The sequence below is a fragment of the Rhizobacter sp. J219 genome, assembly GCF_024700055.1.
GTDB lineage: Bacteria > Pseudomonadota > Gammaproteobacteria > Burkholderiales > Burkholderiaceae_C > Rhizobacter.
Map to the genome: position 1 here is coordinate 5,143,029 of NZ_JAJOND010000001.1, position 23,749 is coordinate 5,166,777.

Below are 23,749 nucleotides of genomic sequence, written 5' to 3' on the forward strand. Positions count from 1 at the left end.
GATGGACGCGCTGCGCGACACCGCTCTGGCCTGGCTCGGCGCCGGCCGGGCCGCCGTGCTGGTGCAGGTGAGCGAGGCCCGCGGCTCGGTGCCGCGCGAGTCAGGCACGCGCATGCTGGTGGCCCGTGACGAGGTGAGCGGCACCATCGGCGGTGGGCATCTCGAATGGCAGGCCATCGCCCGCGCACGCGAGATGCTGGCGGCCGACGCGCCGCCGCAATCGATCCACTACCCCCTTGGCCCCGCGCTGGGCCAGTGCTGCGGAGGCGCGGTCACCCTGGCCTTCGAGCGGCTGCAGGCGGCCCACCTGGCGGCGTGGCCACGCGAGCTGCCGCGCTTTCATCTGCAGTTGTATGGCGCCGGCCACGTGGGCCGTGCCATCGCCCGGCTGCTCGCCACGCTGCCGGTGCAGGTGGACTGGATCGACGAGCGGGACGACGCCTTCCCCGCCGCGCTGCACGACGGCCCCTGGCCGGCGCACATCCGCCCGGTGGCCGTCGATGCGGTGGAGGCCGAAGTGCGACACGCACCGGCCGGTGCCTGCTTCCTCGTGCTGACCCACCAGCACGACCTGGACCTGCGCATCACCGAAGCCATCCTGCGCCGCAACGACTTTGCGTTCTTCGGCCTCATCGGCTCGAAGACCAAGAAGCAGCGTTTCGTGCACCGGCTCGAAGAACGCGGCGTGCCGCATGCCGCGATCGACCGCATGGTGTGCCCCATCGGCCTGCCGGGCATCGCCGGCAAGGAGCCGGAGGTGATCGCGGTGGCCGTGGTGGCGCAGTTGCTGCGCCAGTCGAGCAGCAGCCGTTAGGCGGCTTCTTCCAGCGCCGGTGACGCGCCGTTCGTCGGCTGGATCGAGAAGGCCTTGCGGTTGAGAAAGCGGGTCGGCGGGCCGCCGAAGGCTTTTGTCCAGACGCGCGACAGATGGGCCGAATCGGTGAAGCCGGCTTCGTGTGCAGTGGCCGTCAGGCTCATGCCCCGGCCGATGCAGCGCGCGGCCGCGTGGATCTTCAACGACAGCACGTACTGGCGCAGCGACAGCCCCATCTCGTTGGAGAAGAGGTGCGACATGCGGTAGTACGAGAGGCAGGCCTTGTCGGCGAGCGCTTCGAGCGGCTGGCGGTGGTTCTCGGCCAGCGAGGCGGTCACCCGCTCGATGCGCGGGTCCATCGGGCGCAGCGGCGGCAGCATCTGCGTGATCTCGTCGATGGCGTGGTCGTACACCCGGCGCGCGTGGGTCAGGTCGAGGTAACCGGCCCACAAGGCCTGCAGCCGGTCGGTGAGCGACGGGAAGAGGCTGCGTGGCAGGTTGACGAAGCCCGGGTCTTCGAGCCGTGTGTAGGCGCGGTACTTGGGGTGGGTCGGGTTCAAGCCGATGCTGATGAAGGGTTGCGCCAGCGCGTTGAGCGACTTGGGCACGAAGGGCTTGAGCAGCAGGATCTGCGCGCGCTGCTGGCGGCCGGCCACCTCGACCTCGATGCCTTCGTCGCGCATGGCGAACAGCATCGTGCCGGTGTAGCGCTCGGTGCGGGGCGCGACCATGCCGTCGCACGACACCATGAAGCCATCGGCGTAGACGTAGACCTGCGACTGGCGCGCCGGGGCCGCCGCTGGCGTGGTGTCAGTGTTTGGAGCCGACATCGCCGTCCTCCAGCTTGGCCAGGTTGGTGTGCAGGCGGGTGAGCATGCCCTGGCGGTAGACCTCGAGCGACAGCTCGGTCTGCTGCATCAGCGCGACCATGGAGTTCTCGTCGATGTGGGGCGTGCCGGGTGTGTCGAGCGTGTAGACCACGTCGCCCGGTCTGAGGCCCATGCGCTCGTAGCGGCTTTCCGGCAGCACCTCTGCCACCACGAAGCCCGAGGGCGAGGCTGGCGTGAGCAGCACCTCGCTCAGGAAGCTGCGTGCGGTCTGGTGGCGCAGCAGCGTGAGGCGGCGCACGTCGATGCCGGCGTTGCGGGTGGCGAAGTCGGGCTCGTCGGTGGTGTCGGTGCCGAGCTTGGCGGCGGCCTCGGCGAGACGCGCCTCGGCCTCGTCGTCGTGGGCCTGCGCGGTGCTTGTGGGCGTGGGCGCCGGCAGCGGCGTGGCCTTGACGAATGGCGCGTGCGGTGTGGCGGCGGGGCCCATAGGCAGCCCTTCGTCGCTGAGCACGTACCAGGCGAAACCGCCAAGCACGACGGCCAAGCCGCCGCCCAGGCGCAGCACGTTCTGCCATGCAGGCGTCTTCTGGGTGATGTGGATGAATCCGCTCATACAACAGCCTCGAGTCGAACCAAGAATGCCGCGTTCGCCTTGGCGCGCCAACGCGGTCAACCCTAGCGTGAGGAATCCACGCTGGCGATCCGCACAAATGTCGCGTCAGCAGCCGCGTCACGCTGGGAGGAAGCACAAAGCCCCGCGGGCCTGTGAAGGCGCGCGAGGCGGTGACCAAGCGGCAGCGGTCATGACATCGCCGCCGCTCGGGCCGTCACGTCATGGGGTGACGAAGCTCTTGAGCCAGTTGGTGGTGGCCGGCAGCGCCCAGGCACCCGAGCCGTACTGGTAGTTGGTGTCGACCGCCAGAACGCCAGTGCACTGCGCGCCGTAGGTGCCCAGGCCCATGAAGCAGTGGTCGGCGTACAGGTCGTTGACCTGATAGTCCTTCACCACCGCCCAGCCAGAGCCGTTGGCGCGGAAGCACTCGGTCGGGCTCAGGCCGCTGCACTTGAGGCCGGTCACAAGCTCCGCTTGCGAGCGGGCGATCGACTCGGTGCCGCCGACGAACATGTCGCGTTCGCCGTTGATGATGCGGATGCGGTCGCCCGGCTGCGTGTGACGGCCGTCGGCCATGCACGATTCGAGGTTGTAGGCGACGGTGTAGGTGGAGCCGGTGCCCTGGCCCATCGAGGCGCGGATGCGGCTGTCGAAGTTGCGCGAGAGCACCGAGATGATCGAACCCTGGCTCAGGCCGCCGGTGACCACGCCCTTGGAGCAGTCGGCCTTGGCGCGCGAGCAGAGCTTGGCGATGGCGCTGTTGGCGTTGGCGCCGTTGAAGATGCATTTGGCGCGTGTGCTGATGGTGGTGCAGGTGCCGAAGCTGCCGTTGTCGTACTGCACGGTGGCGGCGACGAAGCCCTTGGCGGCCATCGCGTTCACGGCCGCCATGGCCCAGGCGCCGTTGTAGGTCTCACCCGTGCCGCCGATGTGGATGTACACCGGGTACTTGCCCGAGGCGGTGGGCTCCTTGCCCGCGATGCTGTAGGTGCTGCCGCACGACGAGGTGCTGCCGCCCTTGTAGGTGGCGCTGAAGCTCGTTTGCGCGAAAGCGGCGGAGGTGAGGGTGGTGACGAGCAGCGCGAAACCGGCGCGCAGGATCTGGCGGGTGGAAAGTCTCATGGTTGTCTCCAATGGGTGTGATGCAAGCGTCTATCCGATCGGCTTGAAGCTCCCGAACTGCCGGAGCGCTATGACCGCCGTCGCGTCTCTTGAAAGTGGACGTGCGTGCATCATTCAATGGATTCTGAGGCCTCCACTTGTATGGAATTGCTAAGTTCCCTCTAAGAAAGCTCGGGGTTTTTTCAGGAGGTCGCGCCAAATGTGTGAATTTGTACGCGACCGTCCAGAATTGCCTCGGACGGGTGTTTACCCGGTGTTGCGAAGGCCCGCGGCGACCCCGTTGATCGAGATGTGGATGCCGCGCTTCACGCGCTCGATGGCGGGGTCGTCGTCGCGCTGCGCACGGTAGCGGCGCATCAGCTCCACCTGCAGGTGGTTGAGCGGGTCGAGGTAGGGGAAGCGGTGCTCGATCGAGCGCGCGAGCGACGGGTTGGTGGCCAGGCGCTTCTTTTCACCGGTGATGAGGCTCAGTGCGTCCGACGTGGCGCGCCACTCCGCTTCGATCGCGGCAAAGATCTTCTTGCCCAGGCGCTTGTCTTCCACCAGCTCCACGTAACGCGCGGCGATGCCGAGGTCTGTCTTCGCGAGCACCATGTCGAGGTTCGACAGCAGAGTGCGGAAGAACGGCCACTGCTTGTGCATGCGCTGCAGCAGCGCGAGGCGTTCCTTGCGCTCCTTCGCGCTCGAGCCCAGGAACGCGTTGATCGCCGAGCCGAAACCGCACCAGCCCGGCAGTGCCACGCGGCACTGGCCCCAGCTGAAGCTCCAGGGAATGGCGCGCAGGTCTTCGATGGCGCGTGTGGCCTTGCGCGAGGCCGGGCGCGAGCCGATGTTGAGCTCGGCGATCTCGCGGATGGGCGTGGCGGCGAAGAAATAGTCGGTGAAGCCCGGGGTCTCGTAGACGAGCTTGCGGTAGGCCGCCATGCTCGCCGTGCTGATCGCATCGGCGGCGTCGAGGAAGGCCTTGGGCGCGCTCTTCGTCGGGTGCAGCAGCGTCGCTTCGAGGGTTGCGGCGACCAGCGTTTCGAGGTTGCGCAGGCCGATCTCGGGGTTGGCGTACTTGGAGTTGATGACCTCGCCCTGCTCGGTGAGGCGGATCTGGCCGTTCACCGTGCCGGGAGGCTGCGCGAGGATGGCCTGGAAGCTCGGGCCACCGCCCCGGCCGACCGTGCCGCCACGGCCGTGGAAGAGGCGCAGCACGATGCCGTGCGCCTGCTTGAGCTCATCGAAGAGCTTCACCAGCGCGGTTTCGGCGCGGTAGAGCCCCAGTTGCTGGTGAAGAAGCCGCCGTCCTTGTTGCTGTCGCTGTAGCCGAGCATCACGTCTTGCTCACGGCCCGAGCGCACCATCATCTGCGCAATGCCCGGCAGTGCGTAGTACTCGCGCATGATCGGGCCGGCGCGGCGCAGGTCGCCGATGGTCTCGAAGAGTGGCGAGACGATGAGGTCGCAGCTCGCGCTGTCATCGAGCGTGCCGCGCAGGAGACCCGCTTCCTTCTGCAGCAGCAGCACCTCCAGCAGGTCGCTCACGTCTTCGGTGTGCGAAATGATGTAGTGACGCAGCGCCTCGCGGCCGTAGGCGCGGTGCATCTTGAGCGCGGTCTCGAAGATCGCCACTTCGCCTTGTGTGTGCTCCGAATACTCGGCACCGTGCACGCGCAAGGGCCGTGCATCGTTGAGCAGGCGCACCAGCAGCTCGCGGCGCGCGGGTTCGTCGAGCGATGAATAGTCGGCCTCGACGCGGGCCACACGCAGCAGCTCGGCGACCACCGCCTCGTGCTTGTCGGGCTCTGGCGCAGGTCGACGGTGGCGAGGTGGAAGCCGAACACCTGCACCGCGCGCATCAGCGGCTTCAGGCGCGGCGCGATCAGCGCCTGGGCATGGTGCGACTTGAGCGAGGCTTCGATCACCTGCAGGTCGCGCAGGAACTCGCTGCTTTGCGCGTACGGCGATTGCGGCGCCACGGCATGGCGCAGCGCCTCGGTGCCGGTCAGCTCGTGCAGCGTGGCGGCCAGCCGTGCGTACATGCCGATCAAGGCACGGCGATAGGGTTCGTCTTCGCGGTGCGCACCCTGGTCGGGCGAGGCGGCGGCGAGCGCCTGCATCTCGGGCGTGACCGGCGACAGCATCGCCGAGATCGACAGCTCCGCGCCCAGTTCGTGCACCTCGGTGAGGTAGTAGCGCAGCGCGGTCTCGCTCTGGCGGCGCAGTGCCATCTGCAGCGTCTCGGCGGTCACGTTGGGGTTGCCGTCGCGGTCGCCGCCGATCCAGTTGCCCATGCGGAAGAAGGGCGCGATGGCGTGGCCGGGCAGGGCCTCTTCCAGCTCGCGGTAGAGCCGCGGAATCTGGCGCAGGAAGGTGCTCTGGTAGTAGCTGATCGCGTTCTCGATCTCGTCGGCCACGGTCAGCTTGGTGTAGCGCAGCATGCGCGTCTGCCACAGCTGGGTGACGCGGGCGCGCAGCAGCGCTTCGTTCTGGTCGAGCTCGCGCGTGGTGCCGAGCTTGTCGCGCTGGCTCACAAGTTCGGCGATCGCGCGCTCGGCATCGAGGATGCTCTTGCGCTGCACTTCGGTCGGGTGCGCGGTGAGCACCGGCGAGATGTAGGCGTGGTCGAGCGTCTTGACGATCTCGGTGGCGCGGATGTCGGCGTCGGCCAGGCGGTTCAGGCTCATCGCGAGCGAGCCTTCCTGCAGGTCGCCCTGGCGCTCGTGGACTTCGCGGCGGCGCACGTGGTGGCGGTCCTCGGCGATGTTGGCGAGGTGGCTGAAGTAGCTGAACGCGCGGATCACGCTCACCGTCTGGTCGGCCGACAGGTTCTTGAGCAGGCGGTCGAGGGCCTTGCCCGCCTGGGCATCGTGCTTCAGGCGATAGGCCACCGACAGGCGGCGCACATGCTCGATCAGCTCGAAGGCCGGTTTGCCCTCCTGCTCGCGGATCACGTCGCCGAGGATGCGCCCAAGCAGGCGAATGTCGGTGACCAGGGGCAGGTTCTTGTCGTCGTCGGGCCGGGCGCGGGGCATGGGAGCGTCGTCTGGAGGAGTGGAGGGGGTGCGCGCAATGTAAAGGCTGGCGGGTTACCTGCGGGTTACCAACGTGCACCGCGGGGTGTCGCGGCAAGGCCCCCTGCTAGCATCGCCCGATGTCGCACGCCGCCCCCGCTCCGCTCCTGATCGCCACCCGTGAAAGCCGGCTTGCCCTGTGGCAGGCCGAGCATGTGCAGTCCCTGCTGAAGCAACGCTTCGGCCTTGACGTGGGACTGCTGGGCATGACGACGCGGGGCGACCAGATCCTCGACCGCACGCTCTCCAAGGTGGGCGGCAAGGGCCTCTTCGTGAAGGAACTGGAGACAGCGCTCGAAGAAGGCCGCGCGCACCTGGCGGTGCACTCGCTCAAAGACGTGCCGATGGAGCTGCCCGACGGTTTTGCGCTCGCCGCGGTGCTGGAGCGCGAAGACCCGCGCGATGCGCTGGTGTCGAACAACTTCGCCTCGCTCGCCGAGCTGCCGCAGGGCGCGAAGGTGGGCACTTCCAGCCTGCGCCGCGTGGTGCTGCTGCGTTCGCTGCGGCCCGACCTGCAGATCGAACCCCTGCGCGGCAACCTCGACACCCGTCTGCGCAAGCTCGACGAAGGCCAGTACGACGCAATCGTGCTGGCGGCGGCCGGCCTCAAACGCCTGGGGCTCGCGGGCCGCATCCGGGCCGTGTTCGACACGAGCGAGATGCTGCCGGCAGCCGGGCAGGGCGCGCTTGGCATCGAGGTGCTGGCCGATGCCGGCCCGCTGCGGGCGCAGCTCGCCGAGCTGATCCACCGGCCGACCTGGCTCTCGGTGCATGCCGAGCGTGCGGTCTCGCGTGCGCTCGGGGGCAGCTGCAGCATGCCGCTCGCCGCGCATGCGGTATGGCAGGGCGACTCGCTGCACCTGAGCGCCGCGCTCGGCGACGGGCTGGACACCGCACGCCCGCTGCTGCGGGTGGCGGTGCAGGCGTCGGTCGTCGACGACAACGCGGCCAGCGCCCTCGGCGAAGAAGCGGCGGCGCGCCTGCGCGCCCTCGGCGCCGACGGCTACCTCGCGGCGCCCTGACCCGCATGCGTGTGCTCGTCACCCGACCCGCGGCCCAAGCCGGCGAGTGGGTGCGGCTGCTTCGCGAGGCGGGCCTGCAGGCCGAGGCCTTGCCGCTGATCAACATTGCGCCCACCGCCGACGCGCCGGGGCTTGCGCAGGCCTGGCGCAGCTTGGGCGACATGGCGCTGGTGGTGTTCGTGAGCCCGAATGCGGCGACCTGCTTCTTTGATGGCAAGCCGGCGGGCGCGGCGTGGCCGGACGCGTTGGTGGCCGCGTCGCCCGGCCCCGGCACGACACGGGTGTTGCGGGCGCTGGGGGTGTCGACGGTGGTGGAGCCTGCCGCCGACTCGCCGCAGTTCGATTCCGAAGCTTTGTGGGCGCAGCTGGCAGAGCGTGATTGGCAGGGCCGACACGTGCTGGTGGTGCGCGGCGCGAGCGGCCGCGATTGGCTGGCCGACCGTCTGCGTGAGCGGGGAGCGGTGCTGCACTTCGTCGCGGCCTATGGGCGGGCGGTGCCCGCGCTGTCGACCGATGAGCAGGCGCTGCTGGCCGATGCGCTGGCTGCGCCCGCGAAGCATGTGTGGCTCTTCAGCAGCTCGGAAGCCGTCACCAATCTTCAAACCCTCGCTCCGGGGGCCGGGTGGGCGAGTGCCGTGGCCATCGGCACCCACCCGCGCATCGCGCAGACCGCGCGCAGCCTTGGCTTCGGGCGTGTGCTCGAAGCCCGTCCCAGCGCTGAGGCGGTGGTGGCCTGCATACAATCGATCGCACCGTGAACGACGTCACACAAGCCCCCCTGCCGCCCGCGGCCAACGAGCCTCTCGTGCCCGCGGCCGTGCCACGCCGCAGCCGCTGGCTCGTCGCGCTGGTGGTCCTGCTGATTCTTGTCGTCGCAGTGAGCCTGGGTCTCGCGTGGTCGGCCCAGCAGCGGGTGCGCAAGCTCGAGCAGGAGCTGGTGCGTCGACAGCAGGACAGCCAGACCCAGTCGGGCGAAGCACGACTGCTCGCCAAGCGTGCCGACGAAACCGCACGTGAGAGCGCGGCCAAGGTGACGCTGCTCGAAGCGCGTCTTGCCGAAGTGGCGATCCAACGCACGCAACTCGAAGACCTGATCCAGTCGCTGTCGCGCTCGCGCGATGAAAACGTGCTGGTCGACATCGACGCCGGCCTGCGCGTCGCGCAGCAGCAGGCCACGATCACGGGCAGCGCCGAGCCGCTGGTGGCGGCGCTGAAGCAGGCCGACGACCGCCTCGCGCGCTATGCCCAACCGCGTCTCGACGGTGTGCGGCGCGCGATCGCCCGCGACATCGACCGGGTGAAGGCGGTCGGTGTGCCCGACATCGCGGCGCTGTCGATCAAGCTCGATGAAGCGATCCGGCTTGTCGACGAGCTGCCGCTGCTGTCGCAGGCCGAGCAGCGCAAGGAGGTCAAGCCGGCTGATGGCGCCGCCAAACCTGCGGCGCGCGGGGCCTCCGCCCCGGCGGCATCCTCCGGTTGGACCGGCGCCGTCTCCGAACGCTGGAACGGCCTGGTGCAGCAGCTGTGGGGCGAGACCCGCACCCTGGTGCGCGTGACCCGCATCGACCATCCGGAGGCCATGCTTGTGGCGCCGGAGCAGGCCTTCTTCCTGCGCGAAAACCTCAAGCTGCGCCTGCTCAATGCGCGCTTGGCCGTGCTCAGCCGCCAGTTCGACACCGTGCAGACCGACGTGCAGAGTGCCCAGCAGGCGCTTGAGCGCTACTTCGACCGCAGCTCACGCCGCACCGGTGTGGCCGGCGACCTGCTCAAGCAGGTCGCCGCCGGGGCGCGCCAGGTCGGCCTGCCGCGGCCCGACGACACGCTCGCGGCTCTGGCGGCCGCCACCGCAGGACGCTGACCGTCCTCATGCGCGCGGTCGTCTGGTTCATCCTGCTCTTTGTGGTCGCCGTCGTGGCGGCCACCACCTTCGGCGCCAACGATGGGCTGGTGTCGCTCTACTGGGGCGGCTGGCGCATGGATGTGTCGATGAACCTCTTCATCCTCGCCATGCTGGCCACCTGCCTCGCGCTCGTGACGGTCTTCCAGGCGGTGAACGCGCTCGTCGGGTTGCCGCGCAAGGCGCACGAGTGGCGCGTGGCACGTCGCGACCGCACGGCGCAGGCGGCACTGCGCGATGCATTGGCTCAGTTTTTCGGCGGCCGCTACAGCCGCGCGCAAAAGGCGGCGCAGCGCGCGCTGCTGATCCAGGCCGAAACCCCTGATCTCGTGCAAGACAACGAGTTCACCGTGCTCGGCCACCTGCTCGCCGCTGGCAGTGCCCACAAGCTGCAGGACCGCGTGCGGCGTGACGAAGAGCTGGAAAAGGCGCTCGAACTCAGCAGCCGCAGCAGCGCCGCCCGTTCTGCCGAAGAAGGCGCGCGTCTCCTGGCGGCCGAATGGGCGCTCGACGATCGTGATGCGGCCCGCGCACTCAGCCTCCTGGCGGTGCTGCCGCCCGGCGTGGCGCGCCGCACGCATGCCTTGCGCCTGAAGCTGCAGGCCTGCCGTCTCGCGCAGCAGCCGCACGAGGCGCTCAAGACGGCGCGTCTGCTCGCCAAGCACCAGGCCTTCTCCAAGGTGGCCGCCCAAGGCCTGCTGCGCTCGCTCGCATTCGAATCGCTTGACGGCGCGCGTGATGCCGACCAGGTGCGCCGCACCTGGTTTGCGCTCGATGCGGCCGACCGGCGCGACCCGCTCGTCGTCGCGCGGGCAGCGGAATGCATGGCGGCATTCAACGCACAGGCCGAGGGCCGCGCCTGGCTGCGCCCCTTCTGGGATCGCCTGGCCGATTTCACCGAGGACGAGCGTGTCGCTCTCGCAGAGGGTCTGGTGGCCTGCATGGATGGTCTGGCACCTGACTGGCTCGCCCGGCTCGAAGCGGCCGCTCAGGCCCATCCGCGTGAAGCGGCGGTCGCGTATGCGGTGGGATGCGCGCTCGCCGAACGTGAGCTGTGGGGCAAGGCGCGCTTGCTGCTGGAGCAAGCCGCTGCCGCGCCAGGTCTCGGCAAGGCCCCGCGTCGGCGCGCCTGGCTGATGCTGGCCAAGCTGGCCGAACAGCAATCGGACCTCGAGCGCGCCGCCTCCTGCTATCGCGAAGCGGCAGGTTTGTAGACGGGCCCGGAGTTGGTGTTATAGTTCGAGGCTTCGCGGCTGTAGCTCAGTTGGATAGAGTACTTGGCTACGAACCAAGGGGTCGTGGGTTCGAATCCTGCCAGCCGCGCCAGAACAATCGTTCTAGACCAACGCCTTAGAGGTTTGCGCCTCTAGGGCGTTTGTCTTTGTGGGCTCAGTCCCTGCGGAGACACCGGTTTCCGTGGTTCACGATCGGCTTCTTCTCTGCGAACATCGCGCACTGGGTTCCATCGATCAGCGTCGCGCCATGCACTCTTTCATCCGCTTCCTCGCCATCGCGCTGCCCTGGCTGTTCTTCCTCGTCGGGATGGAAGTCTTCCTGGATACGCGCAGCACGGGTGAATTTGTGTTCGTGCCGAGCAGGATTTTCTACCTGCTGCTGCCTGTTTATGCGGGCATCGTGGTGATTGTCTTCCGCCTCACGCGCAAGGAACACTGAGCCGCTCACGTCGTGAGACCCGGGAGAGGATTTTTGGTGATTGCCACCGAGACGATGTAGGCGAGCGCCACGAAGGCCGCCAGCACCGCCATGAGCCGCACCGGCCCTGGCCGTGCCGGCCTCAGCGCCACCATGCCGAAGCCGATGTAGGCCAGCAGCGCCACGATCTTCGCAGCGAGCCACGGGGTGGTGAGCGGGTTGAGCTGCAACCAAGCGGCCAACGTCAGGGCGCTGGCGAGCAGCACGGTGTCGATCACATGCGGCATCGTCTTCGCCGCGCGCTCGTGTACCCATCGGGCGCCCGCGAGCGATGCTGTGGCGCGCAGGGCAAAGCCGGCGATCGAGAGCGCGACGGCGCTCTGGTGAATGAGCTTGACGGTGGAGTAGTCCATGTGCGCCTCAGCCGGGTTGGCCGTCGAGCCGGGGCCGGCTCAGCACCGGCCAGTAACGCACTGCATAGACACCAAAGCCCGCAGACCACAATGCAGCCGAGAGCAACAGCGCGGGGAGGGCCCACGCCGGCCAGACCATCGGCATGAACACGCGCACCAGGGCGGCCGATGCCACCAGCACGTAGGCGCAGGTGTCGGCACGGTCTGCCTTCAGGGGCCTTGCGGTGTGGCCGCGCGCCGTGCGCGTCATCATGCCGATCACGAGCCCGCCGATAGCGCCGACGGTCTGCGCATGCACGGCTGCCGACATCGGCACCTCACCCAGCAACGCCGCGGCCCGCAGCGCCAGGTGCAGCACGATCCAGGCGTAGCCGAGGTGCAGCACCCAGACCAGCGGCTTGCGCAGGGTGGTCCACGGCTGCCACAGCGCGAGACGGATGCCGTGCGCCACTGCGGCGAAGCCGGCGATCGATGCCATCACTGCAGCGGGCAGCGGTTGCAGCCCCGCGACGAGCAGCACGAGGACGCTGCCGAGCGCGAGTTTCTCCACCCACGGGTGCCGCATGGCGTTGGCATTCGGCACGCCGTTGTTGGTGAACATCGGGATCACACGCCCGCCCATCACCGCCATGATGAAGAGCACCACGTCGAGTGCGAGCTGAAGGCCGAGCCAACCGGGCAGATCGATCGCCCCCAGCTGCGACAGGTGCAGGCCGAGGTTGGCCAGACCCATCAATGCGAGCAGGCCGACGAAGAAGTAGTTGCGCCGGTTGCGCGAGCGCCAGAACGGGATCGCCAGCGCCACGGCTGCGGCAAACGGAAAGGCCGCGTTGACGATGGCTGACAGCAGACCCCACGGTGTCAGCACCAGCACGCGCCCGGCCACCCACAGGGCGGCGAGCGCCATCAGCACGCCGCCGCTCGGTGTGGGTCGCCCCGACCAATTCCGCCCGGCGGTGAACAGGAACCCCACCACCACCGCCAGCGTGAACCCGAACACCATCTCATGCGCATGCCACAGAGGCGCGGCGAGGTACGGCTGTGGCAGCCAGCCGGTGAATTGCAGCGACCACAACACGATCGACACGGCTGAGAAGCTGCTGGCCAGCAGGTAGAACGGCCGGAACCCGAGTGCCCACAGCGCAAAGCCGCGTGGTGCGGGTCCGGGAGCAGGCGGCTCGTCAAGTCGCAGCAGCACAGGCGAGCTCACCGCGTCACCTCGCCATGGTGTGCGTCGTCCTGCGGCATGAACAGCACGCGTGCCAGCTCGGCGCGGTTGTGCGTGATGTCGGCCAGCGAGCAGCTATTGAGCACGCTGTAGAAGGCGTCGATCGCCCGCTGCAGCACGCCGCGCAGATGGCACAGGCGCTCGATGCGGCAACGATGTTCCGTGGGGCCGAAACATTCGGCCGGGGTGTCGATGCCTTCGGTGCGCCGCACCACCTCGCCGACGATGATCTGCTCCGGGGGCTGTGCGAGGCTGAGCCCGCCGCCTTTGCCACGCACGGTGGTCAGCCAGCCCTGCTTGCCGAGGAAGTGCACGACCTTGGTGAGATGGTGCTCCGAGATGTCGAAACTTTGCGCGATCTCGGTCACGGTGGCCCGACGGCCCGGCTGGGCGGCGAGGTAGATCAGCACGCGCAGGCTGTAGTCGGTGAAGCTGGTGAGTTTCATCAAAGGTGCATTCGGAATGCACCTATCGTAGGAAGCGTGGGTGGGCCCCGGCTTGACCCAGGTCAAGCCTTGCCGTGCGTGCGGCGCATCTCCACCCAGTGGCGCAGCAGGCTGAAGAGTTCCACCGGCTCGAAGGGCTTGGTGATGAAGCCGTTCATGCCGGCGCGCAGGCATTTCTCCTGGTCGCTGGGCGTTGCGTGGGCGGTCATCGCAATGATGGGCAGCTCGCGCCACCGGGCGTCCTGGCGGATCAGGCGCGTGGCCTCGTAGCCATCCATGCCGGGCATCTGCACGTCCATCAGCACCGCGTCGAACGCGAGCGAGCGCTCCAGCGTGTCGATCGCCTCGCGCCCGTTGGTGGCGATCTCGACCACGGCGCCCGCCACGTTGGTCAGCAGGTCGCATGCGACGATGCGGTTGAGTTCGTTGTCTTCCACCAGCAGAAGGCGGGCGCCTTGCAGCACGGCCATGTTGCCCTCGCTCTTGTGGATGTGTGGGGCGGCTGCCGTATTCGGCTCCACCCCGGCCCGGCCCACGACAAAGGCCAGGTTGAAGTGGAACTCGCTGCCTGCCCCCGGCGCACTCTGCACGCCGATCTGACCGCCCATCAGTTCAACCAGCTGCCGCGAGATCGCGAGACCCAGGCCAGTGCCACCGTACTCTCGGTTGACCGACGCATCGCCTTGGGTGAACGGGGTGAAGAGCGCGGCCACCTGCTCGGGCGTCATGCCGCGGCCGGTGTCGCGCACGGTGAAGCGCAGCTCGCAGCGCCCGTCGGGCGCCACGCCGTTGCGCTCGACCGTCAGCCGCACCTGGCCGGCGGCGGTGAACTTCACCGCGTTGCCGCACAGGTTCACCAGCGTCTGCTGCAGGCGCAGCGCATCGCCCACCAGCACCGCCGGCACGTCGTCGCCCACGTGCATCGCGAGGGCCAGGCCCTTGTCGTGCGCTTTCAGGCTGACGATGTTGCGCACCCGCTCCAGCACCGACGCCAGCGTGAACTCATGCAGTTCGAGTTCGAGCTTGCCGGCTTCGATCTTCGAGAAGTCGAGGATGTCGCTGATGATGTCGAGCAGCGACGATGCGGCGGCCCGTGTCTGCGTGAGGTAGCGGCGCTGTGCGTCGCTGAGCGGCGTGCGCAGGGTGAGGTCGGTGAGGCCGAGGATGGCGTTCATCGGCGTGCGGATCTCGTGGCTCATGTGGGCCAGGAACTCGCTCTTGGCCTGATTGGCCGCTTCGGCGGCGGCCTGCGCGCGGCGTGAGGTCTCGGCCGCGTCGCGCGTTTCGATCATGCGGTTGAAGTCTCGATGGCGAGCTGGCGGAATTCACCCGGCAGCGCATCGTCGGCCCGGGCTTCGGGCGCGCCTGCAGCGAGTGCGCGGGCGGTTTCGCTCAGGCTGTGCAAGGGCGCTGTCAGCCGCCGCACCGCGTAGCCCGCCACCAGCAGCGCGACCAGGCCCACCACCAGCGCGGTGAAGACGCTGCGGCGCAGGTCGGCCTGGCTGCTGCCGGCCACCGCGGCCATCGGCACGCCGGCGCTGGCGATCAGGCCGTAGTGTTCGAGCCGCGTGCGCGCGAAGAGGCGTTCCACACCGTCGTTGCTCATGCCGACGAAGAGTGTCTTGTCGACGCGCAATTCGCCTTGGCTCGTCTCGGTCGGCACCGACTTGCCCATCCACTCACGCAGCCCCGGGTTGCGTGCGTAGAGAACGCCCTCTTTGTTGAGCACCGAGACCAAGCTGCCCGGCGGCAGGCCGTTGCGCGAGAGGATGGAGTCGGTGAGCCGGGTGAGGTCGATCGCTGCGCCGAGAAAGCCGATGCGTTCGCCCCGCGCGTTGTTGACGGGCATCACCAGATTGACCAGCGGGCGCTGGCTGATGTCGCCGTAGAAGGGCTTGCTGAGGAAGGTGCCGGGCTGCACCAGTGCTTCCTTGAACCAGCCCACGTCCTTGTATGACTTGAAGCGCGCCGGCGAGACGATCGACAGGCACAGCGGCGCGCCCTGCATGTCGACAGCGCCCACGTTGGCCAGCATCGGGTCGATGGACGTCAGCCCCTTGATCAGCTCGCTGCAGCCGCTGCCGTCGAGTTCCTGCAGTTCCTGCCGGGTGGAAAGGAACTTGAGCACACGCTCGGCGCGGCTGAAGACGGCGTCGAGATCCTGTGCGGCCTTTTCCGAACGAGCGAGCACCGCCGCGACGGCGTCGGCTTTGGTGTCTTCAGCCTGGCGGTACAGCGTGTAGGCGTGCAGTCCGAGCAGCGGCAGCGCCACGGCCAGGGCGCACAGCAGCAGGCGCCGCAGGAAATAGCTGTCGCGCAAACGCTGCCAGGCGCCTGCTGCGTGGTGCCACCCTCTGCGAATGCTCGGCCCGGTGTTCACGAGTTTTTGCTTGTCGTGGGCGTGAAGTTCATTATGAAACTCCGAGCCGCCTGTGAGGGGGCTGATGCGCCGGCAAAATCGCGCCCATGAGCCCGGAAAAACCCTCCACCCGCTGCCTCGTCGCCGCTCGCGGAGCCGCTGCAATATGAACAAGGCCTTCACCAAGGAGCCGGAAGGCGATGACGATGACGACGACAGCCCCGGCCTTCCGCCGCTGCCTGCGGGCACCAGGAATTACCTGACGCCCGAGGGCTACAAGCGCCTGCGCGCAGAGCTGATGTCGCTGCTCGATGTGGAGCGGCCCAAGGTGGTCGAGGTGGTGTCGTGGGCGGCGAAGAACGGCGACCGTTCCGAAAACGGCGACTACCTCTACGGCAAGAAGCGCCTGCGCGAGATCGATCGCCGCATCCGCTTCCTCACCAAGCGGCTGGACATCGCCGAGGTGGCCGACCCGTCGGCGCATTTCGGCAACGACCAGATCTTCTTTGGCGCGACGGTGACCTATGCCAACGAGGACGGTGACGAACGCACGATCACGATCAAGGGCATCGACGAGGCCGACAACCTGAAGGGCGAGGTGAGCTGGATCTCGCCGATCGCACGCGCGCTGCTGAAGGCGCGGGTGGGTGACGAGGTCTCGCTCGTCACGCCCGGCGGGCTGGAGAAGCTGGAAGTGGTGGAGGTCGCGTACCCGAAGCCGGAGCCCCAGGCCTGACTCAGGGCTTGAGGCGCAGCACCTTCAACACCGCAGGCGCACGGCGCAGGGTGCGCATCACGTCGGCGAGGTGCTGCCGGTCGCGCACGCTGATGAGCAGGCGCAGCTCGGTGGTTTCGGCGGCGGCCTCGTCGTCCATGTCGATGTGGGAGATGTCGGCCTCGACCGAACTCACGGCTTGCGCCACCTGCGCCAGCACGCCCTTGCCGTTCTTCAGTAGGATGGTGATGCTGGTCTCGAAAGAGCGCACCGGCTCCTCTGCCCAGTCGACGGTGATCCAGCGTTCGCTGTCGCGCTCGAAGAGGCGCTTGCCAATGCTGCACTCAGCGGTGTGCACGAGCAGGCCTTCGCCACGGCCCAGGTAGCCGACGATGTCGTCGCCCGGGATGGGGCGGCAGCAGGTGGCCATCTGCACCGAGGCACCTTCGGAGCCGTCGATCACCACCAGTCCCTGGCTGGGCGTGAGGTCGTCTTGCGCGGCGTAGCGACCCATCGTCAGCGTGAGCGCATCGGGCTTGGAGCCGCGCTCAAGCATCAGCTGCGCGAGGCGTTTGGCGACGATGATGGCGATCTTGCGGCCGAGGCCGATGTCGGTCAGCAGGTCGGCCCGCGTGCGGTTGCCGCTCCAGCGGGTGAGGGCCTGCCAGAGTGCAACGGCAGCGGCATCGTTGGGGTCGCTGTCGGGCAGGGTCATGCCCTCGGCGCGCAGGGCTTGCGCGAGCAGCTTCTCGCCGAGCTGCTGCGACTCTTCCTGCTCCATGTTCTTGAGGTAGTGGCGGATCTTCGAGCGCGCACGGCCCGTGCGCACGAAGTTGAGCCAGCCCGGGTTGGGCCGGGCGCCGGGGGCGGTGACGATCTCGACCACGTCGCCGCTGCGCAGCTCGGTGCGCAGCGCCACCGGGTCGCCGTTGACCTTGGCCGCGACGCAATGGTCGCCCACGTCGGAGTGGATGGCGTAGGCGAAGTCGACCGGCGTCGCCCCGCGCGGCAGCGCCATGATCTTGGATTTGGGCGTGAACACGTAGACCGCATCCGGGAAGAGGTCGATCTTCACGTGCTCCAGGAACTCGCTCGCGTCGCGGGTTTCGTCCTGGATGTCGACCAGCGACTGCAGCCAGAGTGCGCCCAGGCGCTGCGCATCCTGCGGCTGGGAGCTGCCGCCGATCTTGTACATCCAGTGCGCGGCGATGCCTTTTTCGGCCACCGCATGCATGGGCTCGGTGCGGATCTGGAACTCGACCGCCGTGCCCAGAGGGCTGACCAGCGTGGTGTGCAGCGACTGGTAGCCGTTGGCCTTGGGGATGGCGATGTAGTCCTTGAAGCGGCCCGGCAGCGGCTTGTAGAGCTGGTGCAGCACGCCCAACGCCAGGTAACACTCGGGCAGCGTGCTGACGACGATGCGGAATCCGAAGATGTCGTTCACCTGCGCGAAGGTCAGGTGCTTCTCGCGCATCTTGGCGTAGATGGAAAAGAGCGTCTTCTCGCGGCCGTGCACCTGCACCTTCTGCTTGGCGTCGGCGAAGGCCTTCTCCACTTCCTTCTGGATGCGCTCGACGATGTCGCGCCGGTAGCCGCGGGCGCGGTTGATCGCCTTCGAGAGCGCCGCGTGCCGCCACGGTCGCAGGTACTGGAACGACAGCTCCTGCAACTCGCGGTAGGTCTGGTTCAGGCCCAGGCGGTGGGCGATGGGGGCGAAGATGTCGAGCGTTTCGCGGGCAATGCGCACACGCTTGGCGGCGGCCATCGCCTCCATCGTGCGCATGTTGTGCAGCCGGTCGGCCAGCTTGATGAGGATCACGCGTACGTCGCGCGCCATCGCCAGCAGCATCTTGCGGAAGGATTCGGCCTGCGACTCTTCCTTCGTGGAGAACTGGATCTTGTCCAGTTTCGTGAGCCCGTCGACCAGGTCGGCGGTGGCGCCCCCGAAGCGCTCGATCAACTCGACTTTGGTGACACCGCAGTCTTCCATCGCGTCGTGCATCAGCGCGGCCATGATGGCTTGCGCGTCGAGCTTCCAGTCGGCGCACAGGCCGGCCACGGCGATGGGGTGGGTGATGTAGGGCTCACCGCTGGCGCGGAACTGGCCCAGGTGGGCCTCGTCGGCGAAGCGGTAGGCTTCCCGCACGCGCTTGATGTCGGCGGCGTCGAGGTAGTCGAGCTTCTTGACCAGGGTCGCGAATGACGCGGCTGCAGCGTCGCTCACCTTCGGCGGCGGCGCTTCACGCGCGCGTCGCGTCACGCCGGTGGCGGCGTCGCGTATCCAGGTGATGGGGCTGGCCATGCCCCCGAATTTATCGCGGATCGCCGGGCGGCGTCCCCGTGTGCACAAATGCAAACGGCCCCGAAGGGCCGTTGTTCTCGAAGTGTGTGCGAGTCTCGATCAGACGGGCACTTTGCGCAGCATTTCGACGCCGACTTCACCGGCGGCGATTTCTCGCAGCGCGGTCACGCCGGGTTTGTTCTTGGTTTCGATCTTGGGGGCATGACCCTGGCTCAGCATGCGGGCGCGGTAGGTCGCGGCGAGCACCAGCTGGAAGCGGTTGGGGATCTTCTGGAGGCAGTCTTCGACGGTGATGCGGGCCATGCGGTACTCCGGGGTCTGGCTGAGGTGTTAACCGAGATTCAGGGCGGCGAAGACAGCGGGCTTGCTTCGACGCAGAGCAGCGTATTTGAGGCGCTGAGAGTGGACGATGGCTTTCAGGTCAAAAAGCGCCGTCTCGAAAAGAGCGTTGATTATAACGAAGTCGAAGTGCTGGGCCTGGGCCACCTCGATGCGGGCATTGCGCAGCCGCTCCTCGATCACCGCGGGTGCGTCCTCGCCGCGGCGGGTCAGGCGCTGGGCCAGCTCGTCCCAGCTCGGTGGCAGGATGAAGATCAGGATCGCGTTCGGGAAGAGCTTCTTGATCTGCAGGGCTCCCTGCCAGTCGATCTCGAGCACGACATCCTGGCCGGTCTTGATCTGGGCTTCGACACCCGCCTTTGAGGTGCCGTAGAGGTTGCCGTGCACCTCGGCCCATTCGAAGAAGTCGCCGTGGTCGACCTTCTCGCGGAAGAGCTGCTCGCTGATGAAGTGGTACTCGCGGCCGTCTTGCTCCTGGCCACGCGGCTTGCGGGTGGTGTGCGAGACCGACACCACCAAGTGCGAGTCCAGCTCCAACAGGGCCTTGACCAGGCTCGACTTGCCGGCACCGCTGGGCGCCGCCACCACGAAGAGATTGCCGGGGTAGTCCATCACTCGAGATTTTGGACCTGCTCGCGCAGCTGTTCGATCAGGACTTTCATCTCCACCGAGATGTTGGTCAGCTCAAGCGTGGAAGATTTGGAGGCCAGTGTGTTGGCTTCGCGAAGCAACTCCTGTATCAGGAAGTCGAGCCGTTTCCCCACCTCACCACCCGCCTTGAGCAGGCGGGCTATTTCGTCGAGGTGGGCGCGCAGGCGGGCCAGTTCTTCGGCCACGTCGATGCGGATGGCATAGGCGGCAGCTTCGTTGAGGGCGCGTTCCTGCAGTGCTTCCTGCGAAACCCCCTGGCCACCGCCGGTGGCGGCCAGCGCCTCTTGCCAGCGTTCGACGAAGCGCTGTTGCAGACGCTGCACGACGGCGGGGATCAACGGCTCGGCCTTGGCCGCCAGCTCGCGCAGGCTGGTGACGCGTTCCATCAGCACCGCGACCAGCTTGTCGCCCTCGCGCTTGCGTGCGTCGCGCAGGCCGGCGATGCACTGTCGAGCGGCTTCAAGGGCCACGTCGTCAAGTTTCTCGGTAGCCGTCCCGCCCTTGCACCACTGCATGACCTCGTGCACCGACAGGTTTTGGGCCTTGGGCAGCCAGCCCTGGATCGTGGATTCGAGGCGCGCCAGCCGGTTCATCTGCTCGGGCTGAGGTGTCGGCCAGGCGTTGTCGGCGGAGGTGGCTGCGTTGAGGCGCAACTCGATCTTGCCCCGCCGGAAGGCCCCCGTGATCAGGTCGCGCAGAGCCGGTTCCAGCGAGCGGAACTCATCGGGAAGGCGAAAGCCCAGGTCCAGGAACCGGCCATTGACGGAGCGCAGCTCCACCGTCACGCTGGCTGCCGCAGAGGGCCCGGAGCGGGCGCTGGAAGCCTCGGTGGCCCCTGTGGTTTCTGTCGCAGATTGCGCCCCGGCGGTGGCGCTTGCGTACCCGGTCATGCTGTAGACTGGCATTCGACTTATCGCATTGCAAAAAGAGATTATGTCAAAGCCGAAACCTGCGCCATTGCCTTCGGGCACCGTGGTCGGCGGGTACCAGATCATCAAGAAACTGGCAGCCGGTGGCTTTGGCGTCGTGTACCTTGCGGAAGATTCCGATCGGCATCTGGTGGCCGTCAAGGAATACCTGCCGTCGTCTCTGGCAGAGCGTGCCCCTGGCGAGCTGATGCCGCGCGTCAAGCCCGAGAAGCAGCCGTTGTACCGCCTGGGTCTGAAGAGTTTCTTCGAAGAAGGCCGCAACCTCGCGCAGATCTCGCACCCGAGCGTGGTCTCGGTGCTCAATTTCTTCCGCGAGAACGACACCGTCTACATGGTGATGAACTACCTGCAGGGCGACACCCTGCAGGACTTCATCGTCACCGCCCGCGATCTCAAGCGCGACAAGGTCTTCCGCGAGTCCACCATCCGCAGTCTCTTCGACGAGATCCTGCGCGGCTTGCGCATCGTGCACCAGCACAAGATGCTGCACCTGGACATCAAGCCGGCCAACATCTTCATCACCAACGAAAACAAGGCGGTGCTGCTCGACTTCGGCGCGGCGCGTGAAGTGCTGAGCAAGGAAGGCAACTTCATCCGCCCGATGTACACGCCGGGTTTTGCGGCGCCCGAGATGTACCGCCGCGACGGCACGCTCGGCCCCTGGACCGACATCTATGCGGTGGGCGCCTGCATCTACGCCTGCATGCAGGGCTACCCGCCCAACGACGCGCCCCAGCGCATCGAGAAGGACCGCCTGGCGCTGAGCCTTTCGCGCCTGCGCAACGTCTACTCCGACAACCTGATCGAAGTGACCGAGTGGTGCATGTCGCTCGACCCGCTATCGCGTCCGCAGAGCGTGTTCTCGCTGCAGAAGGAACTGGCGCGTGAGACCGAGCGCCGCTACACCAAGCTCAGCTTCAGCGAACGCCTGAAGCTGCAACTCGAAAACCTCACCACCGGCGCGAAGGCCTAAACCCGATGCGATTCAGCGTCTACCAGGTCAGCCGCAAGGGCGGCCGCGAGAAGAACGAAGACCGCATGGGCTACTGCTACACGCGGGACTCCGGTCTCTTCGCGCTGGCAGACGGCATGGGCGGCCACCCCGAAGGCGAGGTCGCCTCGCAGCTCGCGCTGCAGACGCTGGCCGCGATGTTTCAGCGTGATGCCAAGCCCACGCTGAAGGAGCCGATGCGCTTCCTGCACGAAGCCATCATCTCGGGCCACCACCAGCTGCTGCGCTACGCCACGCAAAAGGCGCTGATCGACACACCACGCACCACCGTCGTCGCCTGCGTGCTGCAGGGCAACTCGGCCTACTGGGCGCACTGCGGTGATTCGCGCCTGTACCTCGTGCGCGGCGAGAAGCTCGTGGCCCGCACCCGCGACCACTCGTATTCCGAGCTGCAAGAGACCATGAGCCACGTCGTGCCCATGGGCGAGCGCTTCAACCGCAACGTGCTTTTCACCTGCCTCGGCAGCCCCGGCAAGCCGGTGGTCGACACCGTCGGCCCGCTCATGCTGCAGGCTGGCGACCGGCTGCTGCTGTGTTCCGACGGTCTCTGGGGTACCGTGAGCGACGCCGAGATCACTGACCAGCTCGCGCGCAACACCATCTCCGATGCCGTGCCCGAAGCTCGTCGAGCAGGCGCTGCGCAACGGCGGCCCGAAGAGCGACAACGTGTCGGTGCTGGCCGTCGAGTGGGAATCGGCCGAAGACGGTGACAGCAACTCCGGCATCTCGACCCAGACCCTGGGCGAAGAGGTGTTCGCGTCAACCATTCAGGCGAGCGTGCTCGGCCAGGAACCGCCCGACGAACTGGACGAGGCCGAGATCGAACGCTCGATCCGCGAGATCAACGAGGCGATCCGTCGCTCGTCGCAGAAGAAGTCGTAAGACTTGCCATCGCCGACAATACGGCGATGAGCTTCCAACGCACCCAATCCCGTCCCGCAGACGCCCTGCGCCCCGTCACCATCACGCGCGGCTACACCAAGCACGCCGAAGGTTCTGTCCTTATCGCCTTCGGCGACACCAAGGTGCTGTGCACCGCTTCGGTGGAAGAGAAGGTGCCGCCGCATAAGCGGGGCAGCGGAGAGGGCTGGGTGACCGCCGAATACGGCATGCTGCCGCGCGCGACCCACACGCGTGGCGACCGCGAAGCCGCTCGCGGCAAGCAGAGCGGCCGCACGCAGGAGATCCAGCGCCTCATCGGCCGCTCGTTGCGCTGCGTGTTCGACCTCAAGAAGCTCGGCGAACGTACCATCCACCTCGACTGCGACGTGCTGCAAGCCGACGGTGGCACGCGCACCGCGGCCATCACCGGCGCCTACGTGGCCGCGGCCGATGCGGTGAAGTGGCTGCAGAAACAGGGCCTGCTGGTCGAGTCGCCGATTCGCGAAGCGGTGGCCGCGATCTCGGTGGGCATCGTCGAAGGCACGCCCTTGCTCGACCTGGAATACATCGAAGACTCGGCCTGCGACACCGACATGAACGTGGTGATGACCGCCGCCGGCAGCTTCGTCGAAGTGCAGGGCACGGCCGAAGGTGTGGCCTTCACGCGCGGTGACATGGACGAACTGCTCGCGCTCGCCGACAAGGGCATCCGCGAACTCGTGGCTGCGCAGCGCCTGGCGCTTGAGGGCTGAACATGCGTCTGGTGCTGGCGTCCAACAACGCCAAGAAGCTGGTCGAGCTGCAGACGCTGTTTGCGCCGCTGGGCCTGGAGCTGGTCACCCAAGGCAGCCTCGGCATTTCCGAAGCCGAAGAGCCGCACGTCACCTTCGTGGAGAACGCGTTGGAAAAGGCGCGGCATGCCGCGGCCCATGCGAAGTCGGCGGCGATTGCAGACGACTCGGGCCTCTGTGTCGACGCACTTGGTGGCTCGCCCGGTGTGCTCTCGGCCCGCTACGCGACGCTCTTCGGTCGCCCCAAGGACGATGACGAGAACAACCGTGTCTTGCTGGAGCAGATGGACGACAAGGACGACCGCCGCGCGCGTTTCGTCAGTGCGTTGGTCGCAGTGCGTTCGGCCGACGATCCCGAGCCGTTGATCGCCTTTGGCCGCTGGGACGGCGTGCTCCTGCGGGAGCGCCGCGGTGAAGGCGGCTTCGGCTACGACCCGTTGATGTTCATCCCGTCACTGGGCAGGAGCGTCGCAGAGCTGGACGCCGCCACCAAGAATGCGCACAGCCACAGAGCCATCGCCTCGCGCCAGATGCTCGCGCTGATGCGCGAGGTGTGGCACCTTGGCTGAATGGATGACCCACCCCCGGAGGCGCTGCGCGCCTCCCCCTCAAGGGGCGCTGCCAGTGGCCCGGCAAAGCCGGTTCCACGGCAGCCGCTTGATGAAAGGTGCTGGTC

General features: G+C 67.5%; 22 protein-coding genes, 1 tRNA gene and 2 pseudogenes. 12 read left to right on the forward strand and 13 right to left on the reverse strand.

Annotation, left to right across the window (positions count from 1 at the left end; translation table 11 throughout):
- Position 1: 1 nt before the first annotated feature.
- On the forward strand, positions 2 to 814 hold the full coding sequence (gene xdhC / locus LRS03_RS24515) for a xanthine dehydrogenase accessory protein XdhC (RefSeq protein ID WP_257828843.1): 813 nt from the start codon (positions 2 to 4) through the stop codon (positions 812 to 814).
- Here xdhC and LRS03_RS24520 read toward each other — a convergent pair.
- The 4 genes and pseudogenes from LRS03_RS24520 to ppc all read right to left on the reverse strand — a co-directional run bounded on the left by LRS03_RS24520 (position 811) and on the right by ppc (position 6,395).
- Entirely contained in the window at positions 811 to 1,644 is an 834-nt protein-coding gene (locus tag LRS03_RS24520) for a helix-turn-helix domain-containing protein (protein ID WP_257828845.1), read from the reverse strand. The two genes, xdhC and LRS03_RS24520, sit on opposite strands and share 4 nt — an antisense overlap.
- Complete coding sequence (locus tag LRS03_RS24525; RefSeq protein ID WP_257828846.1) at positions 1,625 to 2,254, reverse strand: PDZ domain-containing protein; 630 nt, start codon at positions 2,252 to 2,254, stop codon at positions 1,625 to 1,627. The genes LRS03_RS24520 and LRS03_RS24525 overlap by 20 nt, the downstream gene beginning before the upstream one ends.
- A gap of 219 nt (positions 2,255 to 2,473) precedes the next feature.
- Entirely contained in the window at positions 2,474 to 3,376 is a 903-nt protein-coding gene (locus LRS03_RS24530) for a hypothetical protein (protein ID WP_257828847.1), read from the reverse strand.
- 246 nt (positions 3,377 to 3,622) lie between these two features.
- Positions 3,623 to 6,395 (reverse strand): annotated as a pseudogene (gene ppc, locus LRS03_RS24535) (phosphoenolpyruvate carboxylase).
- A gap of 119 nt (positions 6,396 to 6,514) precedes the next feature.
- Here ppc and hemC point away from each other — a divergent pair.
- The 6 genes from hemC (at position 6,515) to LRS03_RS24565 (ending at position 11,027) form a co-directional block, all read left to right on the forward strand.
- A complete protein-coding gene (gene hemC / locus LRS03_RS24540) occupies positions 6,515 to 7,456 on the forward strand; it encodes a hydroxymethylbilane synthase (protein WP_257828848.1) in 942 nt (313 codons plus the stop codon).
- Between the two features lie 5 nt (positions 7,457 to 7,461).
- The gene (locus tag LRS03_RS24545) at positions 7,462 to 8,214 is read left to right on the forward strand and encodes a uroporphyrinogen-III synthase (protein WP_257828849.1); all 753 of its coding nucleotides are present in this window, start codon (positions 7,462 to 7,464) and stop codon (positions 8,212 to 8,214) included.
- Positions 8,211 to 9,314, forward strand: a complete 1,104-nt coding sequence (locus LRS03_RS24550) for a uroporphyrinogen-III C-methyltransferase (RefSeq protein WP_257828850.1) — start codon at positions 8,211 to 8,213, stop codon at positions 9,312 to 9,314. The genes LRS03_RS24545 and LRS03_RS24550 overlap by 4 nt, the downstream gene beginning before the upstream one ends.
- 8 nt (positions 9,315 to 9,322) lie before the next feature.
- A complete protein-coding gene (locus LRS03_RS24555; RefSeq protein WP_257828851.1) occupies positions 9,323 to 10,567 on the forward strand; it encodes a heme biosynthesis HemY N-terminal domain-containing protein in 1,245 nt (414 codons plus the stop codon).
- A gap of 35 nt (positions 10,568 to 10,602) precedes the next feature.
- A tRNA-Arg gene (locus LRS03_RS24560) sits at positions 10,603 to 10,679 on the forward strand.
- 156 nt (positions 10,680 to 10,835) lie between these two features.
- Positions 10,836 to 11,027 carry a hypothetical protein gene (locus LRS03_RS24565; protein WP_257828852.1) on the forward strand — a complete coding sequence of 64 codons (192 nt, stop codon included), beginning with the start codon at positions 10,836 to 10,838 and terminating at the stop codon, positions 11,025 to 11,027.
- A gap of 5 nt (positions 11,028 to 11,032) precedes the next feature.
- Here the strand turns inward: LRS03_RS24565 and LRS03_RS24570 are convergent, their stop codons facing one another.
- From LRS03_RS24570 to LRS03_RS24590, 5 genes are all read right to left on the reverse strand, one after another.
- Positions 11,033 to 11,419, reverse strand: coding sequence for a SirB2 family protein (locus LRS03_RS24570; RefSeq protein ID WP_257828853.1), 387 nt, complete (start codon positions 11,417 to 11,419; stop codon positions 11,033 to 11,035).
- Between the two features lie 7 nt (positions 11,420 to 11,426).
- Entirely contained in the window at positions 11,427 to 12,629 is a 1,203-nt protein-coding gene (locus tag LRS03_RS24575) for an NnrS family protein (RefSeq protein ID WP_257828855.1), read from the reverse strand.
- Positions 12,626 to 13,093, reverse strand: a complete 468-nt coding sequence (locus tag LRS03_RS24580; protein ID WP_257828857.1) for an RrF2 family transcriptional regulator — start codon at positions 13,091 to 13,093, stop codon at positions 12,626 to 12,628. The genes LRS03_RS24575 and LRS03_RS24580 overlap by 4 nt, the downstream gene beginning before the upstream one ends.
- A gap of 62 nt (positions 13,094 to 13,155) precedes the next feature.
- Entirely contained in the window at positions 13,156 to 14,385 is a 1,230-nt protein-coding gene (locus LRS03_RS24585) for an ATP-binding protein (protein WP_257828860.1), read from the reverse strand.
- On the reverse strand, positions 14,382 to 15,473 hold the full coding sequence (locus LRS03_RS24590) for a HAMP domain-containing protein (protein ID WP_257828862.1): 1,092 nt from the start codon (positions 15,471 to 15,473) through the stop codon (positions 14,382 to 14,384). The genes LRS03_RS24585 and LRS03_RS24590 overlap by 4 nt, the downstream gene beginning before the upstream one ends.
- Before the next feature lie 145 nt (positions 15,474 to 15,618).
- On the opposite strand from LRS03_RS24590, the gene greB reads away from it, so the two are divergent.
- Complete coding sequence (gene greB / locus LRS03_RS24595; protein WP_257828863.1) at positions 15,619 to 16,188, forward strand: transcription elongation factor GreB; 570 nt, start codon at positions 15,619 to 15,621, stop codon at positions 16,186 to 16,188.
- A 1-nt stretch (position 16,189) separates the two neighbouring features.
- Here the strand turns inward: greB and LRS03_RS24600 are convergent, their stop codons facing one another.
- The 4 genes from LRS03_RS24600 to LRS03_RS24615 form a co-directional block, all read right to left on the reverse strand.
- Positions 16,190 to 18,469 carry a RelA/SpoT family protein gene (locus tag LRS03_RS24600; RefSeq protein ID WP_257828864.1) on the reverse strand — a complete coding sequence of 760 codons (2,280 nt, stop codon included), beginning with the start codon at positions 18,467 to 18,469 and terminating at the stop codon, positions 16,190 to 16,192.
- Between the two features lie 99 nt (positions 18,470 to 18,568).
- Positions 18,569 to 18,772, reverse strand: a complete 204-nt coding sequence (gene rpoZ, locus LRS03_RS24605; protein ID WP_257828865.1) for a DNA-directed RNA polymerase subunit omega — start codon at positions 18,770 to 18,772, stop codon at positions 18,569 to 18,571.
- Between the two features lie 27 nt (positions 18,773 to 18,799).
- Positions 18,800 to 19,420 carry a guanylate kinase gene (gene gmk / locus LRS03_RS24610; RefSeq protein ID WP_257828866.1) on the reverse strand — a complete coding sequence of 207 codons (621 nt, stop codon included), beginning with the start codon at positions 19,418 to 19,420 and terminating at the stop codon, positions 18,800 to 18,802.
- Entirely contained in the window at positions 19,420 to 20,364 is a 945-nt protein-coding gene (locus LRS03_RS24615; protein ID WP_257828867.1) for a YicC/YloC family endoribonuclease, read from the reverse strand. The genes gmk and LRS03_RS24615 overlap by 1 nt, the downstream gene beginning before the upstream one ends.
- 28 nt (positions 20,365 to 20,392) lie before the next feature.
- Between LRS03_RS24615 and LRS03_RS24620 the strand changes: the two genes are divergently transcribed.
- The 4 genes and pseudogenes from LRS03_RS24620 (at position 20,393) to rdgB (ending at position 23,642) form a co-directional block, all read left to right on the forward strand.
- Positions 20,393 to 21,361, forward strand: coding sequence for a serine/threonine protein kinase (locus LRS03_RS24620; protein WP_047498909.1), 969 nt, complete (start codon positions 20,393 to 20,395; stop codon positions 21,359 to 21,361).
- A 5-nt stretch (positions 21,362 to 21,366) separates the two neighbouring features.
- Positions 21,367 to 22,282 (forward strand): annotated as a pseudogene (locus LRS03_RS24625) (PP2C family protein-serine/threonine phosphatase).
- Positions 22,283 to 22,308: 26 nt separating this feature from the next.
- Entirely contained in the window at positions 22,309 to 23,034 is a 726-nt protein-coding gene (gene rph, locus LRS03_RS24630) for a ribonuclease PH (protein ID WP_257828869.1), read from the forward strand.
- Positions 23,035 to 23,036: 2 nt separating this feature from the next.
- A complete protein-coding gene (gene rdgB, locus LRS03_RS24635) occupies positions 23,037 to 23,642 on the forward strand; it encodes an RdgB/HAM1 family non-canonical purine NTP pyrophosphatase (RefSeq protein ID WP_257828871.1) in 606 nt (201 codons plus the stop codon).
- Positions 23,643 to 23,749 lie beyond the last annotated feature (107 nt).

Excerpts from the sequence above, each read along its gene's own strand:
- LRS03_RS24620 (WP_047498909.1), top strand. The coding sequence starts at position 20,393 with ATGTCAAAGCCGAAACCTGCGCCATTGCCTTCGGGCACCGTGGTCGGC.
- LRS03_RS24615 (WP_257828867.1), bottom strand. The coding sequence starts at position 20,364 with ATGCCAGTCTACAGCATGACCGGGTACGCAAGCGCCACCGCCGGGGCG.
- rph (WP_257828869.1), top strand. The coding sequence starts at position 22,309 with ATGAGCTTCCAACGCACCCAATCCCGTCCCGCAGACGCCCTGCGCCCC.
- LRS03_RS24565 (WP_257828852.1), top strand. The coding sequence starts at position 10,836 with ATGCACTCTTTCATCCGCTTCCTCGCCATCGCGCTGCCCTGGCTGTTC.
- rdgB (WP_257828871.1), top strand. The coding sequence starts at position 23,037 with ATGCGTCTGGTGCTGGCGTCCAACAACGCCAAGAAGCTGGTCGAGCTG.
- LRS03_RS24555 (WP_257828851.1), top strand. The coding sequence starts at position 9,323 with ATGCGCGCGGTCGTCTGGTTCATCCTGCTCTTTGTGGTCGCCGTCGTG.
- LRS03_RS24580 (WP_257828857.1), bottom strand. The coding sequence starts at position 13,093 with ATGAAACTCACCAGCTTCACCGACTACAGCCTGCGCGTGCTGATCTAC.
- LRS03_RS24600 (WP_257828864.1), bottom strand. The coding sequence starts at position 18,469 with ATGGCCAGCCCCATCACCTGGATACGCGACGCCGCCACCGGCGTGACG.
- xdhC (WP_257828843.1), top strand. The coding sequence starts at position 2 with ATGGACGCGCTGCGCGACACCGCTCTGGCCTGGCTCGGCGCCGGCCGG.
- LRS03_RS24520 (WP_257828845.1), bottom strand. The coding sequence starts at position 1,644 with ATGTCGGCTCCAAACACTGACACCACGCCAGCGGCGGCCCCGGCGCGC.
- LRS03_RS24545 (WP_257828849.1), top strand. The coding sequence starts at position 7,462 with ATGCGTGTGCTCGTCACCCGACCCGCGGCCCAAGCCGGCGAGTGGGTG.
- LRS03_RS24585 (WP_257828860.1), bottom strand. The coding sequence starts at position 14,385 with ATGATCGAAACGCGCGACGCGGCCGAGACCTCACGCCGCGCGCAGGCC.
- LRS03_RS24530 (WP_257828847.1), bottom strand. The coding sequence starts at position 3,376 with ATGAGACTTTCCACCCGCCAGATCCTGCGCGCCGGTTTCGCGCTGCTC.
- rpoZ (WP_257828865.1), bottom strand. The coding sequence starts at position 18,772 with ATGGCCCGCATCACCGTCGAAGACTGCCTCCAGAAGATCCCCAACCGC.
- LRS03_RS24570 (WP_257828853.1), bottom strand. The coding sequence starts at position 11,419 with ATGGACTACTCCACCGTCAAGCTCATTCACCAGAGCGCCGTCGCGCTC.
- hemC (WP_257828848.1), top strand. The coding sequence starts at position 6,515 with ATGTCGCACGCCGCCCCCGCTCCGCTCCTGATCGCCACCCGTGAAAGC.
- gmk (WP_257828866.1), bottom strand. The coding sequence starts at position 19,420 with ATGGACTACCCCGGCAATCTCTTCGTGGTGGCGGCGCCCAGCGGTGCC.
- LRS03_RS24525 (WP_257828846.1), bottom strand. The coding sequence starts at position 2,254 with ATGAGCGGATTCATCCACATCACCCAGAAGACGCCTGCATGGCAGAAC.
- greB (WP_257828863.1), top strand. The coding sequence starts at position 15,619 with ATGAACAAGGCCTTCACCAAGGAGCCGGAAGGCGATGACGATGACGAC.